The organism is Kitasatospora sp. NPDC114501, from assembly GCF_055633695.1.
Genome location: NZ_JBVKDS010000006.1, coordinates 202,456 through 219,372 on the forward strand (window position 1 = coordinate 202,456; position 16,917 = coordinate 219,372).

At 74.6% G+C, this 16,917-nt stretch carries 17 protein-coding genes and 1 riboswitch; of the genes, 7 read left to right on the forward strand and 10 right to left on the reverse strand.

Annotation, left to right across the window (positions count from 1 at the left end):
- Positions 1–115: 115 nt before the first annotated feature.
- Both ACZ7RU_RS13665 and ACZ7RU_RS13670 read right to left on the reverse strand, forming a co-directional pair.
- Positions 116–829, reverse strand: coding sequence for an IclR family transcriptional regulator (locus ACZ7RU_RS13665; RefSeq protein ID WP_470341095.1), 714 nt, complete (start codon positions 827–829; stop codon positions 116–118).
- Positions 830–1,032: 203 nt separating this feature from the next.
- A riboswitch (SAM riboswitch) is annotated at positions 1,033–1,175 on the reverse strand.
- 124 nt (positions 1,176–1,299) lie between these two features.
- Entirely contained in the window at positions 1,300–1,728 is a 429-nt protein-coding gene (locus tag ACZ7RU_RS13670; protein WP_470341096.1) for a DUF7144 family membrane protein, read from the reverse strand.
- 227 nt (positions 1,729–1,955) lie between these two features.
- On the opposite strand from ACZ7RU_RS13670, the gene ACZ7RU_RS13675 reads away from it, so the two are divergent.
- The 3 genes from ACZ7RU_RS13675 to ACZ7RU_RS13685 are packed head-to-tail and all read left to right on the forward strand — an operon-like array spanning position 1,956 to position 4,950.
- Complete coding sequence (locus tag ACZ7RU_RS13675) at positions 1,956–2,627, forward strand: HEAT repeat domain-containing protein (protein ID WP_470341097.1); 672 nt, start codon at positions 1,956–1,958, stop codon at positions 2,625–2,627.
- 3 nt (positions 2,628–2,630) lie between these two features.
- The gene (locus ACZ7RU_RS13680; protein WP_470341098.1) at positions 2,631–3,635 is read left to right on the forward strand and encodes a HEAT repeat domain-containing protein; all 1,005 of its coding nucleotides are present in this window, start codon (positions 2,631–2,633) and stop codon (positions 3,633–3,635) included.
- A 58-nt stretch (positions 3,636–3,693) separates the two neighbouring features.
- Positions 3,694–4,950: an MFS transporter gene (locus ACZ7RU_RS13685; RefSeq protein ID WP_470341099.1), complete on the forward strand. Its 1,257-nt coding sequence runs from the start codon at positions 3,694–3,696 to the stop codon at positions 4,948–4,950.
- A gap of 233 nt (positions 4,951–5,183) precedes the next feature.
- On the opposite strand, the gene ACZ7RU_RS13690 is transcribed toward ACZ7RU_RS13685, so the two are convergent.
- Positions 5,184–6,017, reverse strand: coding sequence for a hypothetical protein (locus ACZ7RU_RS13690; protein WP_470341100.1), 834 nt, complete (start codon positions 6,015–6,017; stop codon positions 5,184–5,186).
- Between the two features lie 303 nt (positions 6,018–6,320).
- Between ACZ7RU_RS13690 and ACZ7RU_RS13695 the strand changes: the two genes are divergently transcribed.
- Both ACZ7RU_RS13695 and ACZ7RU_RS13700 read left to right on the forward strand, forming a co-directional pair.
- Positions 6,321–6,875: a hypothetical protein gene (locus tag ACZ7RU_RS13695; RefSeq protein WP_470341101.1), complete on the forward strand. Its 555-nt coding sequence runs from the start codon at positions 6,321–6,323 to the stop codon at positions 6,873–6,875.
- A 444-nt stretch (positions 6,876–7,319) separates the two neighbouring features.
- Positions 7,320–8,219 (forward strand): aminoglycoside phosphotransferase family protein, encoded by a 900-nt coding sequence (locus ACZ7RU_RS13700; RefSeq protein WP_470341102.1) that lies wholly within the window; start codon positions 7,320–7,322, stop codon positions 8,217–8,219.
- A 134-nt stretch (positions 8,220–8,353) separates the two neighbouring features.
- Here the strand turns inward: ACZ7RU_RS13700 and ACZ7RU_RS13705 are convergent, their stop codons facing one another.
- Positions 8,354–8,830 carry a hypothetical protein gene (locus tag ACZ7RU_RS13705; protein WP_470341239.1) on the reverse strand — a complete coding sequence of 159 codons (477 nt, stop codon included), beginning with the start codon at positions 8,828–8,830 and terminating at the stop codon, positions 8,354–8,356.
- Positions 8,831–9,380: 550 nt separating this feature from the next.
- On the opposite strand from ACZ7RU_RS13705, the gene ACZ7RU_RS13710 reads away from it, so the two are divergent.
- Positions 9,381–10,364, forward strand: a complete 984-nt coding sequence (locus tag ACZ7RU_RS13710; protein ID WP_470341103.1) for an alpha/beta hydrolase — start codon at positions 9,381–9,383, stop codon at positions 10,362–10,364.
- 58 nt (positions 10,365–10,422) lie between these two features.
- Here the strand turns inward: ACZ7RU_RS13710 and ACZ7RU_RS13715 are convergent, their stop codons facing one another.
- Together ACZ7RU_RS13715 and ACZ7RU_RS13720 are read right to left on the reverse strand one after the other, a co-directional pair.
- Complete coding sequence (locus tag ACZ7RU_RS13715; protein WP_470341104.1) at positions 10,423–10,827, reverse strand: cupin domain-containing protein; 405 nt, start codon at positions 10,825–10,827, stop codon at positions 10,423–10,425.
- On the reverse strand, positions 10,824–11,054 hold the full coding sequence (locus tag ACZ7RU_RS13720; protein WP_470341105.1) for a hypothetical protein: 231 nt from the start codon (positions 11,052–11,054) through the stop codon (positions 10,824–10,826). The genes ACZ7RU_RS13715 and ACZ7RU_RS13720 overlap by 4 nt, the downstream gene beginning before the upstream one ends.
- A 258-nt stretch (positions 11,055–11,312) precedes the next feature.
- Here ACZ7RU_RS13720 and ACZ7RU_RS13725 point away from each other — a divergent pair, with 258 nt between their 5' ends.
- Entirely contained in the window at positions 11,313–11,933 is a 621-nt protein-coding gene (locus tag ACZ7RU_RS13725; RefSeq protein WP_470341240.1) for a TetR/AcrR family transcriptional regulator, read from the forward strand.
- Positions 11,934–12,004: 71 nt separating this feature from the next.
- On the opposite strand, the gene ACZ7RU_RS13730 is transcribed toward ACZ7RU_RS13725, so the two are convergent.
- From ACZ7RU_RS13730 to ACZ7RU_RS13745, 4 genes are all read right to left on the reverse strand, one after another.
- Positions 12,005–12,805, reverse strand: a complete 801-nt coding sequence (locus tag ACZ7RU_RS13730) for a metal-dependent hydrolase (protein ID WP_470341106.1) — start codon at positions 12,803–12,805, stop codon at positions 12,005–12,007.
- A gap of 262 nt (positions 12,806–13,067) precedes the next feature.
- Positions 13,068–13,283 (reverse strand): hypothetical protein, encoded by a 216-nt coding sequence (locus ACZ7RU_RS13735; protein ID WP_470341107.1) that lies wholly within the window; start codon positions 13,281–13,283, stop codon positions 13,068–13,070.
- A gap of 612 nt (positions 13,284–13,895) precedes the next feature.
- Positions 13,896–14,399: a hypothetical protein gene (locus tag ACZ7RU_RS13740; RefSeq protein WP_470341108.1), complete on the reverse strand. Its 504-nt coding sequence runs from the start codon at positions 14,397–14,399 to the stop codon at positions 13,896–13,898.
- A complete protein-coding gene (locus ACZ7RU_RS13745) occupies positions 14,396–16,870 on the reverse strand; it encodes a molybdopterin oxidoreductase family protein (RefSeq protein ID WP_470341109.1) in 2,475 nt (824 codons plus the stop codon). The genes ACZ7RU_RS13740 and ACZ7RU_RS13745 overlap by 4 nt, the downstream gene beginning before the upstream one ends.
- Positions 16,871–16,917: the final 47 nt, after the last annotated feature.

Consider the following 16,917-nt stretch of genomic DNA (forward strand, 5'->3'; position numbering starts at 1 on the left):
GAGGCGGTGCGGATCCGGGGGCCGGATCCGCACCGCCGAGGCCGGCTTCGATGTCCTACTGCGGGGACCGGGCCCTGGGGCGCGCGGAGGTGCGTCCCAGGGCCCGGAGCTCTTCTCAGGGGTGGCGCAGGGCCTCGGTGAGGCGGTGGGCCGCCTCGACGACGGCCTGGGAGAGGGCGGCGCCGGGGTGACGGGTGAGGCGTTCGATCGGGCCGGACACCGACACTGCGGCCACCACCCGGTTGGACTGGCCGCGCACGGGCGCGGAGACCGAGGCGACCCCGAGCTCCCGCTCGCCGACGGACTGGGCCCAGCCGCGCCGCCGTACGCCGCTCAGGGCGGTGGCGGTGAAGCGGGCGCCCTGCAGACCGCGGTGGAGGCGCTCGGGCTCCTCCCAGGCGAGCAGGATCTGGGCGGCGGAGCCGACCTTCATGGGGAGGGTGATGCCCACCGGCACGGTGTCGCGCAGGCCGGAGAGCCGCTCGGCGGCGGCCACGCAGATCCGCACCTCGCCCTGGCGGCGGTAGAGCTGGGCGCTCTCGCCGGTGACGTCCCGCAGCTGGGTGAGCACCGAGCCGGCCGCGGCCAGCAGCCGGTCCTCGCCGGCGGCCGCCGAGAGCTCGCCGAGCCGGGGGCCGAGCATGAACCGGCCCTGCATGTCCCGGCTGACCAGGCGGTGGTGTTCGAGTGCGACGGCCAGTCGGTGGGCGGTGGGCCGCGCCATGCCGGTGGCGGCGACGAGGCCGCCCAGGGTGACGGGGCCGGCCTCCAGGATGCCGAGGATCGAGGTGACCTTGTCGAGCACGCCGACGCCGCTCGTGTTCTCCATGGGTGGGGTACTCCAGTCTCAGGGCCCGGGAGCAGCGGGTCGGCGCTGCTCACCGGCGGCTCCGGGTGGGGAGCCGGGGAGGGTGGTCAGCGAGGACGGGCCGGGGAAGTCGGCCGATTGCCTGCGCCGGGCACGAGACGGGTACGCGAAAGGGCCGGGGCGGGAAGCGCCCGGGCGAAGGACAGCACAGAGAGCACCGTGTCTCCTCATCTTTCCCGCGCCACAGTGGCGACAGGCCGGAGTTGGCACTGCCCCCGGACGGCACGGCGCGTACTTCGGACGCCGGGTCGAACGGGGAGTTGCCGGGGCTTCGTAGGGCCGGTCCCTCCACCCCTCTGGATGATTCGCGAGGAACGATACAAGACTCCCCGGGGCGCTCGGCAAGCCCCCCCCGTCCCCACACGCGGCCGCCTGCCGGGACGACGGGTCGTCCGGCAGGCGGCGGATCGGGCGGAACGGTGCGCTACCGGTCAGGCCGGCTTGTCCACCCGTCCGACGCACAGCGCCCAGATCACCAGGGCGTCGATCGCGATCAGGACGACGGCCCACAAGGGGTAGTAGGGCAGCCAGAGGAAGTTGGCGAGCATGCCCAGTCCGGCGACGACGACGCCGATGATGCGGGCCCAGACGGCACCGCTGAAGACCGCGACACCGGCCACGACCACGACGACGCCGAGGATGAGGTGGATCCATCCCCACCCCTCGGTGTTCATCGAGTACACGTAGCTGCGGGTGACGATGAGCAGACCGTCCTTGCGGACGGCGGCGGCACCCTGGAAGACCGCCATCATGCCGGCCGTGATCAGCATGACCCCCGCGAAGACGGTCCACCCACTCGCATGGGGGTACCGCTCAGGGCCCCTGGCGACGGGGCCGGATCCGGTAGCACTACTGGCCATGACATGGGCTCCTTCGGTGGCGGCCGCCTCGCGGACACGGGGAGACGGGGGGAGAGCAGCCGGGCGGAGGTGCTCCGGGGAGCGCGGGGACGTGCACCCGCGACGGCGGAGCCCCGTATTCACGGTAAGACCGGACTCCCCATCCCGCCGCCGTGGGCCGCGTGCCCGGATCTGCTTGACCTTGTCACGGTGACAAGCCCTTCACTGTGGCCGAGGAGGTGGTCCTGATGACCAGGGCGGAAGAGGACACGAACACGGTGCGGGCGCTCCGGGGGCTGGCGCACGACGACCCGTCGGTGCGGCTGCGGGCGGCGCTGGCCGTCGGCACGAGCCCGCACCCGGGGCTCGTCGGCGGGCTGGTCGAGCGGTGCGCGGTCGAACCGGAGTTCCTCGTACGGGAGATGCTCACCTGGGCGCTCACCCGCTACGAGGCGGCGGTGACGGTCCCGCTGCTGCTCGGCGAGGTCCGCTCGGAGCGCGCGCAGGCCCGGAGCCAGGCCCTGCACACGCTGTCCAAGATCGGGGACCGGCGGGCCTGGCCGGCGATCACCCCGGCGCTGCTGGCCGACGCCGACGAGGAGGTGGCCCGCAGCGCCTGGCGGGCCGCCGTCGTGCTGGTGCCCGAGGGTGGCGAACGCGAGCTGGCCGTAGTCTTGGCGGCTCAGCTCGGACGCGGCGGACGCGAGACGCGGCTGAGCCTCAGCAGGGCGCTGGTCGCGCTCGGGGAGGTGGCGCTGCCGACGCTGGCCACCGCGGCGACGGACCGCGACCCCCGGGTGCGCGCGCACGCGCTCGCCACGGCACGGCTGTGGCGCGACCCGGACGCCGGCTTCGAGTCCGCGGTCGAGGAGGCGAAGCGCACGGTGGCCCTCGGCGGGGGCGGCCGGGAGGGACGGTAGGCAGTGTTGATCGGCGAGGTCGCGCGGCGGTCCGGGGTCAGCGCCCGCATGCTCCGGCACTACGAATCACTCGGACTGGTGCGGCCGACCGGGCGTACCGACTCCGGTTACCGCCGGTACTCGGACGAGGACATCCGGCGGATCTTCCACATCGAGAGCCTGCGGTCGCTTGGCCTGTCGCTGCGCGACGTCGGGCGGGCGCTCGACGATCCCGGGTTCGCGCCCGCGGAGCTCGTCGACGACCTGATCCGCCGGACCCGCGAGCGCATCGCGGCGGAGACGGAGCTGCTCACCCGGCTGCGCCGGATCGACGCCGCGGAACCCGCCGGCTGGGAGGAGGCCCTCCGGGTCGTCGCGCTGCTCCAGGGCCTGGAGTCGAAGAGCGCGGGGACCCGGCAGCGCGCGGCCCTGTCCGTCGGCGAGGCCGTCCCGGTGCCGGTGGAGGCGCTGGTCGAGGCCGTGCTGGGCGAGTCGGACCCGCACGTCGCCGGAGCGCTCCGCTGGGCTCTGGCGCAGGCCGGCGGGGACGGCGCGGCCCTGCTCGCGGAGGGCCTGCGCGCACCAGCGGCCGAGGTGCGCGAACGGGCCGTCCGCTCCCTCGCCGAGCTGCCGGACGGTACGGCGACCGCGCTGCTGCGGGACGCCCTCGGCAGCCCCGACGCCGTGGTCCGCCGGTACGCGGCCCTGGCGCTCGGGGCCCGGGGCGTGGCCGAGGCCGTGCCGACGCTCATCGGCATGATCGTCGAGGCGGTGAACGACGCCGACGCGGCCGACGCGCTGGGCGCACTGGCGGGCGACCCCGCGCTGGCGGAGCGGATCGCCACCGGGCTGGTCGACCGCCTCGCCCACGACGCCGTCGGACCGGACGCCCGCCGGCGGCTGACCCAGGCGCTCGCGGAGGTCCCGGGGAGCACGACGTCCCGCGCCCTGGAGGGGTTGGCGCGGGACGAGGACCGTGCGGTCTCGCTCACCGCGACGTACATTCTCAAGCTGCGCGACACGCGGTAGGCCGTACCGCGACCGGGGTGGGTTGCAGAGGGGCGGGTTCGATCGTGGTGGGGTTGGCGTGACGGGGGCCGGGCGGTTCCGCCGGCAGCGGCGGTTGTTCCTCTCGGTGGCGGTCGACACGTTCGGCTCCGGCGTCTTCCTGCCGCTGTCGCTGCTGTACTTCGTCACCGTCCAGCGCTTCCCGGCGGCCTCCGCGGGCACGGCCGTGACGGTCGGGTCGCTCGCGTCCTTCGCCGTCGTGCCGCTCTGCGGACGGCTCGTCCAGGCCCTGGGGCCCAAGTCCTGCCTGCTGGTCGGCAACGTCCTGACCGCGCTCGGGTTCGGCCTGTTCTTCGCGGCGGGGAACCTCGTCACCGTGGCGGCCGTCACCTTCGTGGTGACCGCCGCCGACCGGCTCTACGGCGCCGCCTGGCCCACCCTGGTCGCGCGGTTCGCGAAGCCGGCCGAGCTCACCGAGTGGTTCTCCGCGGTCACCGTGCTCAAGACGACCTCCCTGGGGGTCGGCACGCTGGGGGCCACCGCCCTGATGGCGCTCGCCGGCGGACCCGGCCTCCAGGTCGCGCTCGCCCTGAACAGCGCGAGCTCCCTGCTCGCCGCCGTCCTCCTGCTGGGGGTCGCCGTGCCGGGCGGCGGGCTGCCCGGGCCCAGGACGGCGAGGTCCGACGCCCGGGCGGCGCTCGGCGACCGGCCCTTCCTGTCGCTGGTGGCGTCCCAGACGCTGCTGTCGGCGGCCTGGCTGATCCCGACGGTCGCCTTCCCCGTCTACCTGGTCGAGACGCTCCACCAGGCCGCCTACTGGCCGACCGTCGTGGTCGCCGTCCGCTACGCCACCGCCACCACCCTGCAGATGCGGATCAGCCGTCGGCTGTCCGGCTGGACCCGGTCACGGGTGCTGGGCCTGTCGATCGGCGCGGCGGCCTGCGCCATCGCCCTGACCGCGACCGTCTCCAGCGCCCCGCACGCCCTCCAGGGGCTGCTCGCCGTCCTCGTGGCCGTGGTGCTGGCGCTGGCCGAGCTAGCCTCGAAGCCGACCGCGGCCGCGGCGGCGGTCGGCCTCGCGCCCAAGGGCGACGAAGGCCCGTACATGTCCCTGTTCCAGCTGACCTGGACGCTGTCCTACGCGGTCGGCCCGGCCGTCATCGGCGTGGGCCTGCAGAACCCCCCGCTGCTCTGGGCCGCCCTGGCGCTCTGCGTGGCGGCCAGCGCCCTCGCCCACCGCCTCCGAACGCCCCTGCGGCGCCCGCCGGTCGACGCCGCTGCCGGTCAACTCCCGCACGGCGTCCGGGAACCGCGGGAGCAGGCCGAGGTACCGTAGCCGTCGCCCGGCGGGGGCATCAACTCCCCCTGCCGACAGCCGACTTGTGACCGGAAACCGGCCCGCCCCGCCCGACCCCCGCCGGTCGAGGCTCCCCCGGACAACTGCCGCACGGCGCGCGGCAACTACGGGTGCAGACGGAGGTGCCGTAGCCCTCGCCCCGGCGGTATCACCAACACCCCCGACCGACAACCGACCTGCGGCCGGAAGCCGGCCCGCCCGGCTCCCGCCCCTCAGCGCCGGATCGGCGCCTGCTCGGCAGGTCCGTAGGCGCGCAGCTGGTACGGGAGCGCGGCCGGGCGGCGCCACTGGAGGTCGAGGCCGCAGGCGCCGAGGGCGGCGCCGAAGGCGTGCCGCATCGCGTCCTGGACGGCGGTCCGGGCGCGGGCGGCCCGCTCGGCGGCGGGGGTGTCTCCCTCGGCCGCGGCGGCCAGGCGCCGGGAGGGGTTCCAGCGGAGGTCGGCGACACCGGTGGTGTCGTCGCCGTCGTCGACAGGCCGGCACGGCGTGAGGGCAATGCCGGGCGCGTACAGGTGGTCGGCGACCGGCAGCCCGGCCAGCGCGGCGGCGCGGCGCACCGCGTGGACGACGTCCGCGCCGATGCCGAGGTCCTGCGGGCCGGACCCGGCCGGGGCGGGCGCGGAGGCGTCCCGGCCGGTGGCCGGGACGGGGCCGACGGTCCGGCCGACCCTGGTCTCCCCGTCGAGCCGGCCGGCCACGACCTCGATGCCGAAGGCCGGCAGGAACTCCGCCAGCGCGTTCCGCATGGTGCTGCCGACGATCCGCCGGGCGGCGGCGGCCGGCTGTTGGGGCTGCTCCATGGCCGCGGCGGCTGCCAGCCGGGGCCCGGGCTCCCAGTGCAGGGCGATCAGGCCCGCGCAGTCGTCGGAGTCGTCGTACGGCCGGGCCGGGCGCAGCTGGACGCCGGGCCCGTGTCCGCCGTACCCGACGGGCAGGCCGGCCAGGAGGAGCGCCTCGGTGACGCGGTCGGCGAGCAGCGGGTCGATCCGGGGCTCACCGGGCGGCCGCTCCGCAGCCGGGTCCCGCCGTGCGGCAGCCGTGTCCACGCCGTCCTCCTCCGGGTCCCGGGCGGCGGCCGACCGCCTGCGCCCCGAGCGTACGGGGTACCCGCACGCCCCGTCGGCGAATCCCGAAACCGGCCACCCCCCTCCACCTGCCGGACCGGGTTCGGCGGCGACCCGCCGGGAAGGAACCCCTGGCGATCCGGGACCGGGCCGAACTGCCGCCGCCCACACGGAGGTTGCCCGTCGCGGCCGCCCGCTCCGGACCGGGGGCAGGCGAGACCGGGCGGCTGGGATGATCATCCGGGCGTAGGCTCTCGGCTGAGCACAGGGGCAGGAGAGGAAGACATGGGCCAGAAGATCATCCGATTCTCGGACCTGACCGGCAAGCACGCGGAGAGCGACGGGGACCTGGTGCGGATCGTGGTGCTCCGGCACCCCGACCTGACGGACGGTCCGGTCGAGATCGACGCGCTCGCCGGGGAGTTGGCCGGGGTGCGGGAGCTGGCACTCGACCTGGTCACCGTCGAGCTGCACCACCCGGACCGGGCGGAGCCGCAGACGGTGGTGATGGAGGCCGCGACGTTCGACCGGCTGGCCTCGGCCGCGCCGATGGCCGAGGTGCTGCGCGGTGCCAGGCCGGCCGCCCGGGCCGCCGACCACGGGGCGTCGGCCGCCGCCGGCCGGGAGCGGGTCGACTACGCCAGCCTGGAGCACGCCGGCCGGCCGCACAAGGGCCGCACCACCGAGGCGGAGAAGCAGACCGTCCAACAGCACCTGGACGAGATCAACGAGCGGCTCGCCGCCGAGGGCGTCCGCACCATCGACCTGGAGAACGTCGAGCACATCACCCGGTACGGCCTGGACACCCTGGCCCTGGAGACCGGGGTGATGCACGGCTGAGCGGCCGCTCCACTCGGGGCTGCGGCGCCGCCCCGGTGAGGGCGGCGCCACCGGCTCGACGGCACCTGAACGCCACCTCTCCAACCGTCTACTCGGACAGCTCCCACTGTCTTCAGCCCCACGAGCGGTTCGACGAGAGCACCGCCTTCCCCCGCGGCCACCCCGGTCGACGACACCGTTGCCGCTTGACCTGACGCCGTCCTGGCGAACCCTGCCCTGACCGCTCGGGTCCCGTGTGGAGAGCGGACCGCGCAGCTCGACGCGACGGATCGAAAGGTCGACGGGGGCCCCGGTCGGGAGTATCGAAGGTCCTCGGCCGGGCCCGCGCGGAACCCCGTGGCGGATGAGGCCGGCGGGGAAAACCGGTCGACAGGAGATCTGCGGCGCACTGTGATGGCCCCAACTGCCTTGCCGCACGGGCCGGGCCGATTCCAGGAGCTGCTCGTGGCAACCGAGAGAACTGCGGACATCCGCCCCGTGATCGATGCCGCACTGGTCAGGCGCCTGGTCGATACGCAGTTCCCGCAGTGGGCGGGTCTGCCGCTGGAGTCGCTCGACCCGGCCGGCTCGGACCACGTGATCTACCGGTTGGGCGAGGAGCTGTCCGTCCGGCTGCCCCGCCATGCCGGCGCCGTCGGGCAGGCGCGGAAGGAGTTCGAGTGGCTGCCGCGGCTCGCCCCGCACCTGCCCCTGGCCGTCCCCGTGCCAGTGGGGGTGGGGGAGCCGGGCTTCGGCTACCCGTGGCCGTGGGCGGTCTCCCGCTGGCTGGACGGCGAGACGGGGACCGTCGAGGCACTGGCCGATTCGTCCGAGGCCGCCGTCCGACTGGCCGGGTTCCTGACCGCTCTCCAGCGGTTCGAGCCCGGGGAGGTGCGGGTCCTGGACGGCCGCGAGGACCTCACCGCCCGGCCGCTGGTCGCACGGGATCGGGCGACGCGGGCCGCCATCGCGGAGGTCGACGGCTCCTTCGACGCCGCGGCCATGACCGAGCTGTGGGAAGCGGCGATCAGCGCCCCCGGATGGGACGGTCCCGCGGTCTGGTTCCACGGCGACTTTCACACCGGCAACCTGCTGACCGTCGACGGCCGCCTCAGCGCGGTCATCGACTTCGGCGGGCTCGGCGTCGGCGACCCGGCCTGCGACCTGGTGATCGCCTTCACCCTGATGTCGGCGGAGAGCCGGGCCGCCTTCCGCGCCGCGCTCGGCGTGGACGACGCCACCTGGGTCCGGGGCCGCGGCTGGGCGCTGGCCACGGCCCTGAACGCCTACACCCACTACGCCGCCGTCAACCCCCGAGTCGCCGCGCAGACCACCCGTCAGATCACCGAGGCCCTCATCGGCTAGGGCGCTTTCTCTGGATCGTCGTGCCGACCGGATGAAGACGGCGGTCAGGTGGAGTCCGGCGAGGTGGACAGCGGCGGTCCTGTCGTAGCGGTTGGCCAGGCCGCGCCATTGCCTGAGCCTCCGAACGTAACGGCCTAGTCCAGCTGGGACAGCGCGTCGGACACCAGCTTGGTGGCGAAGTCCTCGCCCTTGCCGGAGATCCGGTTGATGTACTCCGCGAGCAGCACCACCGTGGCCTCCAGGGGGTTCATCTCCTCCTTCGTCCACGCCCCGTACTGGGCGCGCCACAGGTTGGGGCTCAGTCCGGTGCCGGCGGCGACGAGCAGACCGGCCATCATGGGGATCACCTCGGGGCGGAAGGTCCTCGGCATCATCCGCATGGTGGCCACCAGACTGGGGACGGCGTGCTCGATCACGTCCTCCTCCTGCTGCTCGAAGGCCGAGCGCAGCCAGTTCATGTAGATGTAGACGAGCGTGCAGGCGCCGTCCACCAGCGCCTCGGCCTCCTCGGGGCCGAACGACGCGGTGAGCTGGTCGACCATCCGCTGGTGCTCGGGGTCCGTCCCGGACTTGCCGCCGTAGACGGACTTGAGCCGGGAGTCGATCACCATGAGCGCTGCGCTCACATCGCCGACGGGAGCGTGTTGGGGGTCACAGGACGACACGGGACTCCTCCTAGAGCGGCCACGGCCTGGACGGCAGGTCCGTTCGTAGGGTAGGCGACCGGTCGCACGGGGTCCGGCGGCTCCGGCCGGGAGCGCCCCGCGGCGGCGGGTGCGACGGTGCCGCCCCGGGCGGGCCGGGGCGGCACCGTGGCGGTGGGACGGGCCCTGTCCCCCGCTCCGCGTCACCCGGCAACGGCGCCTCACACGTCAGGGCGAGGCACCGGAAGCCGGGTTGACGACCGCGGGCGGAGGGCGGCGACCGACGCCGCGCACACCCCTGGACGTCGCACACGGAAGCGATCACATCAGATACCCGTTCGGCCACGAAGTGATTTCGGACAGTCGTGGCCCACGTTCCGGACAGGCCGCCGAATCTTCGTGAACGGCGCATCCCCGCGCCCCACCCTGGATGCGCCGGGCGGGCGGGCGAAGCCCCACACGACCGTTACGGCGGACACCACTTCGTCGACCGCCCGCCCCCGACCAGGAGGTTGACTTGAGCACCCACCGTCCCACCCGGCGGAACGTCCTGAAGGCCGCCGGCGGCCTCTCCGCGGCACTGGCGCTCGGCGGCGCGAACGTCCTCGCGACGGCCTCGGCGGCCCGCGCGGCCGACGACGGCTTCGGGCTGCACATCGCGGACCGCGACGAGGCCGACGCCCGGATGCGGTACTACCGCTTCGCGACCGCCGAGATCGGCTGGCAGCCCGCCGTCAACGTGCTGCTCCCCGACGACTACCACACCAGCGGGCGCACCTACCCCGTTCTCTACCTGCTCCACGGCGGGCTCCAGGACTTCGTCGAGTTCGACCGCCAGGGCGTCCGCGACTGGACGGCCGGCAAGCCGCTGATCGTGGTGATGCCCGACGGCGGGCAGGCGGGCTGGTACTCCAACCCGGTCAGCACCAACGTCGGCCCCCGGAACTGGGAGAGCTTCCACCTCGACCAGCTGGTCCCGTGGATCGACGCCAACTTCCGCACCTACGCCGAGTACGACGGCCGGGCCGTCGCCGGCTTCTCCATGGGCGGGTTCGGCGCCCTGAAGTACGCGGCCAAGTACTGGGGCCACTTCGCCTCGGTGAGCTCCCACTCCGGCCCGGCCAGCCTCCGCCGCGACAACGGCGCGGTCGTGCACTGGGCCAACGTCTCCGCCGCGGCCAAGGACCTGGCCGGCGGCACGATCTACGGCGCGCCGCTGTGGGACCAGGCCAGGGTCAGCGCCGACAACCCGATGGAACGCCTGGACAGTTACCGGAACAAGCGGATCTTCCTGGTCGCCGGCACCAGCCCCGACCCGACCAACCCCTTCGACCGGTTCAACGAGACGGAGGTGCTGGCCGGCCAGCGGGAGTTCCGCGCCCTGCTCGACGGCGCGGGCGTCCCGTACGAGGCGTACGAGGAGCCGGGCGGCCACGTCATCCGCGACTACATGTTCCGGCGCGACATCGACGGCATCATCGACCGGCTCCGCAAGGCGTAGCAGGAGGACGGTGCGGGTGGTCCGGTCCTCCGACCGGGCCACCCGGCCCGCGCCTCCGTCAGCCGGCCTCGGTGCGCCGTTCCAGCCGGGTGCCCGTGCGGAGGGTGATCGACATCAGGTCGCTGGGGGCGTCGAGTTCCAGCCGGTGCCAGCGGCCCCGGGGGACGACCACGGCGCTGCCGGGCGCCAGTCGCACCATGGCCCCGGGCTCGCCGGGCCCGGCCGCGCGGAGGTGGAGCCGGACGCCGCCGGCCAGGCAGCAGACCGCCTCCTCGGCCTCGGGGTGCATCTCCCAGTGGTCGGCGTGGACGTCGGCGTCGCTCTCCACGTGGAAGGTCGCGATCTGCCAGGCCCCGGGGTCACCGCCGGTCATCCGGCGCTCGGTGGCCCGGAGGCCGCCGTCGGGGTGGATGTGCAGGGCCGAGGCGAACAGGCCCACGGGCGCGATCGGAGTGGTCGTCACGAGCGGGTTCCTTCCAGTCGGTGGTCGGCGGGCGTGAGCGGGTGGGAGGCTTCCGGCCGCCGCCCGGGCAGCACGGCGATCGCCACCAGCGCGGCGAGGACGAAGAGCCCGGCGGTGCCGGCCGGTCCGGTGGCGTAGCCGCCGTTGAGGGCGGCGGGGTCGGCGGCGCCGCCGGTGCGGTGGGCGGCGACGGTGGCCAGGGCGAAGACGAACTGAGCGACGGTCACTGCCGCCGGCACCAGGCCGGGGCGCCGCCCCGGTAAGTTTCTGTACATGTATAGAAAGTAGCCCCGGACGATCCCCGCTGTCGAGTCCCGGGGGATGATGGGGGCATGCAGCAGCCCTCCGCCCCGCAGCCCGCCGGATCGCCGCCGTCCGCGCCGGAGTCGCCCGCGCCGGGACCGCCCGCGCCGCAGCCGTCGGCGCGGCGGGCCGCCGCACCGCGGTCCGCCGCGCCGCGCAAGGCCACCGGCCGGCCTCCCCGCATCTCCCGGGAGGAGGTCGTCACCACGGCCCGCCGGATCGTGGACGAGGAGGGCGTCGAGCGGCTGACCATGCGCCGCCTGGCCACCGAGATCGGCAGCACGCCGATGGCGCTCTACCACCACGTCCGCGACAAGGAGGAGCTGCTCGTCCTGCTGCTGGACGACTACGCGGCTCGGACGCTGCGGCCGACCGACCTGCCGGCCGAGCCGCGCGAACGGGTCGTCGCCGCGGCGGCCGCCATCCACGGGGCGCTCGCCGCCTGCCCGTGGATCGTCGGGGTGCTGACCGGGGACAGCCTGATGTCCGCCCACTCCCTGTGGTTCGTCGAGCAGATGGTCGACGGCCTGGTCGACTGCGGCCTGTCGCCGGAACGGGCCGTCCAGGGCTACCGCGCCATCTGGTACTACACCGCCGGCGAGATCATGGTCCGCGCGGCGGCGGCCCGCCGCCGGGCGGCCGACGAGGGCCCGACCCACCGTCAGCAGGTCTTCGCCGGGCTCGACCCGGAGCGGCTGCCCCGTCTGGCCGGGCTCGCCGACCGCTGGGCACCGCTCACCGCCCAGGACACCTACCGGGAGGGCCTCGACGCCCTGGTGGACGGCCTGATCGGGGCGCGCTGAGCGGGCGGGGCAGTCGGCGCCACATCAGCCGACACCCCGCCAACTCTTGCTATTCCAAAGGCTGCCGGCCTTTAGCTGTTGCCGAAGAAGCCGAGCGCCCCCACCGCACAGAGTCCGCCGGCCCCCATGAAGACCGGCGTCAGCACCTTGAGCTCCACCCAGCTTCCGGCCCGGAACCGCATGCCCTTCGGCGGCCCGATCGGGTACCAGCGCCGGCGGCCGATCGGTATCGGCCACAGCACCGGGCAGCCGGAGACGGTCAGCGCGTCGCCCAGGCAGTGCACCAGCGCGCCGAGCGCGATCGGCAGCCCGATCCACAGGTACTGCTGCCCGGGCGCCTCGAACAGCCACTGCGAGCCGTTGCCCGGCTTGTCGAGGACCTCCGCGAGCATCCACGCGCCGGCCGCCCCCAGCAGCCACACCAGGACGTCGCTGGAGACCCGGGCGTGCCGCCACAGCAGGCCCTCGATCGCCAGCACCATGTGCACGAACAGCACCGCCAGGACACCCCAGCGACCGCCGTACCCGGCCACCGCCGAGGCGCCCGCCCCGCACAGCACCGCCCAGGGCCAGGTGTGCGTCAGCGTCCGGTGGCCGCCCGACCGCCGCGGGTCGCCCTTGCCCCGGGTGGCCTTGTACACCGCGTACGAGAGCTTGTCGATCACCTCGCAGAGCACCCGGGACACCGGTCCGAACGCCCTGGATATCGTCGCCGCCTTGTGGTCCAGGTCCGGCGCCAGCGCCGCCCCCGCACAGATCAGCGCCCCCGCGAGCAGGACCGGCCAAGGCATCGGCTCCCCCATCCCGGCCGCCACCGCGCCCACCCCCAGCCACGCGGTCGCACCCGACAGCGAATGCGCCGGTCCCATCATGTCCGTACACCACCGATCGTCATCAGCTCCGTCCTCACCCTGAGGACCTGACATCACGGCAGCCTATCCGTCCAAGATCACCGGCCGGACGCCTCGCGCGCACCCCACCTCGGCACCCGGTTCCGCGTCACCCGTCGCCACGGCATCGAATCCGCCCCCGTGGCGGGCGGCCGTCGACGCCCCCGCCCACGCCGGGCGACGGCCGCCGCACACCCCGACGGCGGCCGTTCCCCCGCCCGGCCGGTGCCACCCCCTCCCCCGGTCAGGCCAGGGCCTTCTCCAGCGCGGCGAGGTAGCTGCGCATCATGTGGTCGCGGATGCCCTCGCCGTCCGGCGAGAAGGCGGCGGCGCCCAGCCCCTTGGCCCGGTCGGTCAGGGCGGAGACCAGCCCCGCCTTCTCCTTCACCCGGCCCGCGGAGTCGATGTGGCGCAGCACCTCGACGTGGGTGAAGGCGGGCTCCGGGGGGAGCTCGGGCACGATGTCGTTGCCGTGGACGAACCGGTAGGTGCGCCCCGGCCACGGGGAGGCTCCTGTCAGGTCGGGACGGTCGGAACGACGGGGGGTCTGCTTTAGGGCCCGGCCGGCGCCCCACCCGAGGAGGCATCCCGTGACGCCCTGGTGACCAGCAGTGACGCTACCCCGCACCCGACCCCCTCGCGACCGGGCCACCACCCCACCCACGGCCTCCGACCGGTGCCGCTCTCGGCGCCGGAGTCCCGGCCCTGGATCCTGTGACTGACTGACAGTCAGCGGCATGGCCGGGTGTTCGGTACGGCTCGCCGTCCGGGCCACAATGGTGGCCGCGACGCGAAGGAGGACGCCGTGAGCGACCGGATCCCGCGCGACCGGCAGAGCCGGTGGCGCGGCCAACGGGGCCTGGGCTCCCGTGGGCCCACCAGGGTGCCGGCGCACCCTCCGATGCCGGTGCCGGAGGAGGGGGCCGCCGTGTGTGAGGAGGCCGGGCCGGGGCCTTCGGGGGACGGGGGCACCGGGTTCGACGGGCCGCCGCCGATGCCGCCGGACGCCCCGGACTCGTCCGCCGAACTGCCGAAGTAGCGTACGACGCCCCGGGATGCGGTCGTCGACCGTTCAGAGGCTGGAGAGCAGCTGCGGGGAGAGGGTCTTGAGCATGGTGTTGCTCCAGCGCATCTGGCGCAGGGTCCGGGGGTGACACGCGGTGGCGAGGGAGAGCAGGGCGTCGTCGCCGGTGGCCTGCGCCACCTGGGCGAGCATCTCCCAGTGGAGGGAGTTGGCCGTCGCGGCGAGGTGGAGGTCCCGCAGGTCGTGGAGCAGGCGCAGGCCTGGTTCGGGGTGTTGCCCGGGCACCGCGCCGGCCTGCTGCCACGGTGCGCCGAGCGCGTCGGGCGGGCCGAACGCGTCGGGCGAGCCGGGCAGCCCGGGCAGGTCGAGCCCGCGGTCGTGGGCCGCGTCGGCGATCCGGCGGGCGTGCTCGCCGGACCACCGGGCGAGGTCCGTGGCGACGTGGTGGACCTCGTGGTCGGCGCGGTGGCGGTCCGCCGCCGCGAGGAGGGCCCGTTCCAGGCGGCACTCCCCGTCGTGCAGGGCGCGGAGGGTGTCCGTGGTGCCGCTCACGATCCGTCTCCTTCCGGCGCGTCGGCGCTCTGGGCGGCGACCGCCTCCGGCCCACCGGTGGTGGGCGGTACGGACGCGCCGTCGACCGGGGCCGAGGCCGTGGTGGTGGGCGCGGGGGCGCGGTGCCCGTCGGCGCGGGCGACCAGGGCGATCCGGGCGGCGGCGGTCTTGAACAGCGGCTGCTTGGAGACCGGGTCCCAGTCGGTGATCGTGGTCTCGTTCGCGGCCCGCCCGCCGTCCGCGCCCGGCCGGTCCCCCTGCGGGGTGTCCCAGTAGCCGTAGTGGAAGGGCAGGAAAACCGTGCCGTCGCGGATGCCGGTGATCCGCAGGCGGCCGCGCACCGACCCGCGCCGGCTGGTGACCTCGACCAGGTCGCCCTCGCCGAGCCGCCGAGCCGCGGCCTCGGCCGCGGAGAGCTCCACCCAGACGTCGGGGGCGGCGGCGTTCAGCTGTGGGACCCGGCCGGTCTTGGTGCGGGTGTGGAAGTGGTAGAGGGTCCGGCCGGTGGTCAGCTGGAGCGGGCACTCCGCGTCGGTGGACTCGTGCGGCGGCAGGTACTCGGCGGCCTTCAGCACGGCCCGGCCGTCCGGGTTGAGGGCGCGGTACTCGGTCTCGGAGACGGCGGCACCGGTGACCAGGTCCTTGCCGTACGTCTCGCACCTGTCCGGCGCGGCCCAGGTGATGCCGTCGGTGTAGAGCCGTTCGGTGCCCTCGGGCGCTTCGCGGGTGCAGGGCCACTGGATGCCGCTCGCGCCGCGCAGCCGTTCGTAGTCCAGGCCGGAGTAGTCGCACGGCCGGCCCCGGCTGCAGTCCTTCCACGCCTCGAACGCCGACTCGGCGTCGTGCCAGTGGACCAGCGGGCGGCCGTCCCGGTCGCGGAAGTCCATCCGGCGGGCGTAGTCCAGCAGGATCTCCAGGTCGGAGCGGGCCTCGCCGGGCGGGTCGACGGCCTTCTCGGAGAGGTGGACGGTGCGGTCGGCGTTGGTGAAGGTGCCGGTCTTCTCCGCCCAGGTGGCGGCGGGCAGCACCAGGTCGGCGAGCCGGGCGGTCTCGGTGAGGTAGAGGTCCTGGACGACGGTGAACAGCCGTTCCTGCCCGAGGATGTCGCGGATGCGGCGGAGTTCCGGCAGCGAGACGGCCGGGTTGGTGCCGGTGATCCACAGCATCCGGATCGAGCCCTGTTCGGCGTACCGCATGATCTGCATCGCCGGGGTGGGCGGCGCGTAGTGCGGGATCCGGGACGGTTCGACGTTCCAGACCCGCGCGAGTTCGGCGACGTGCCGGTCGTTCTCCCAGTTGCGGAAGCCGGGCAGGTCACCGTCGGCCCCGCACTCGCGGGTGTTCTCGGCGGTGGGCTGGCCGTTCATCTGGAGTACGCCGCAGCCGGGGCGGCCGAGCATGCCGCGGATCAGCTGGAGGTTGTTGACCTGGCAGGCGGCGGCGGTGGCCTGGTGGGACTGGTAGACACCCTGAAGCACGGTGGACAGCAACCGCTCGGCGCCGCCCAGGAGTTCGGCCGCCTGCTCGATCCGGGCGGCCGGGACGTCGCAGATCCCGGCGGCCCAGGACGGCGGGCATTCGGCGACCCGTTCGGCCAGTTCGTCGTAGCCGACGGTGTGGCGCTCGACGAAGTCGTGGTCAACCCGGTCGGTCCGGACGACCTCGTGCAGCAGCGCGTTGAGCAGGGCGACGTTCGTGCCGGCGCGCGGGGCGAGGTGCAGGGTCGCGTGACGGGCGACCGGGGTCGGGCGCGGGTCGACGCACAGCAGCCGGGGCGGGTCGGTCCCCGCCAGCCGGTCCAGGACGCGCATCCACAGCACCGGCTGGGTCTCGGCCGCGTTGTGTCCGAACAGCGCCAGCGTGTCGCAGTGGTCGACGTCGGTGTACGAGGCGGGCTGGCCGTCGCAGCCGAAGGTCTCCTTCAGCGCCTCGGCGGCGGTCGCGGTGCACAGCCGGGTGTTGCCGTCCAGGTGGTTGGTGCCGAGGCCGGCCCGGGCGATCACCGCCAGGGTGTAGTACTCCTCCAGGAACAGCTGGCCGCTGGTGTAGAAGCCGATCGAGCCCGGGCCCCGCTCGCGCAGCAGTTGTTTCGAGCGTTCGACGACGGCGTTCATCGCGGTCGCCCAGTCGGTCTCGACCAGTCGGCCGTCCCGGCGCAGCAGCGGCCGGGTCAGCCGGTCGGCGGCGCGGTTGGCCTGCCAGCCGAACAGGTCCTTCGGCCCGAGCCGCCCCCGGTTGACCCGGTCCCCGGCGCGTCCTCGGACGCCGACGATCCGCCCGTCGGCGACGGCGACGTCCATCGCGTCCCCGTTGGAGTGCAGCAGCGACGCCGTCCGCACCCACCGCTGGACCTCGTCGGCGTCGACGCCGGGTTCCAGGAAGGCGTCCACCCGCACCGGCCACGGCCGGCCGGGGCCGTAGGGGGTGCGGTCGCCCCACGGTTCGGCGATCCGGTCCACTCGTTCCCGCACGTCGTACCTCCCGGGTTCGATCGGAGGGGCCCGCGCCGGTTCGACCG

Bases quoted from the DNA above. Each gene is read 5' to 3' on its own strand.
- ACZ7RU_RS13695 (WP_470341101.1), top strand. From the start codon at position 6,321: ATGGGCCAGAAGATCATCCGATTCTCGGACCTGACCGGCAAGCACGCG.
- ACZ7RU_RS13665 (WP_470341095.1), bottom strand. From the start codon at position 829: ATGGAGAACACGAGCGGCGTCGGCGTGCTCGACAAGGTCACCTCGATC.
- ACZ7RU_RS13675 (WP_470341097.1), top strand. From the start codon at position 1,956: ATGACCAGGGCGGAAGAGGACACGAACACGGTGCGGGCGCTCCGGGGG.
- ACZ7RU_RS13730 (WP_470341106.1), bottom strand. From the start codon at position 12,805: ATGATGGGACCGGCGCATTCGCTGTCGGGTGCGACCGCGTGGCTGGGG.
- ACZ7RU_RS13670 (WP_470341096.1), bottom strand. From the start codon at position 1,728: ATGGCCAGTAGTGCTACCGGATCCGGCCCCGTCGCCAGGGGCCCTGAG.
- ACZ7RU_RS13705 (WP_470341239.1), bottom strand. From the start codon at position 8,830: ATGGTGATCGACTCCCGGCTCAAGTCCGTCTACGGCGGCAAGTCCGGG.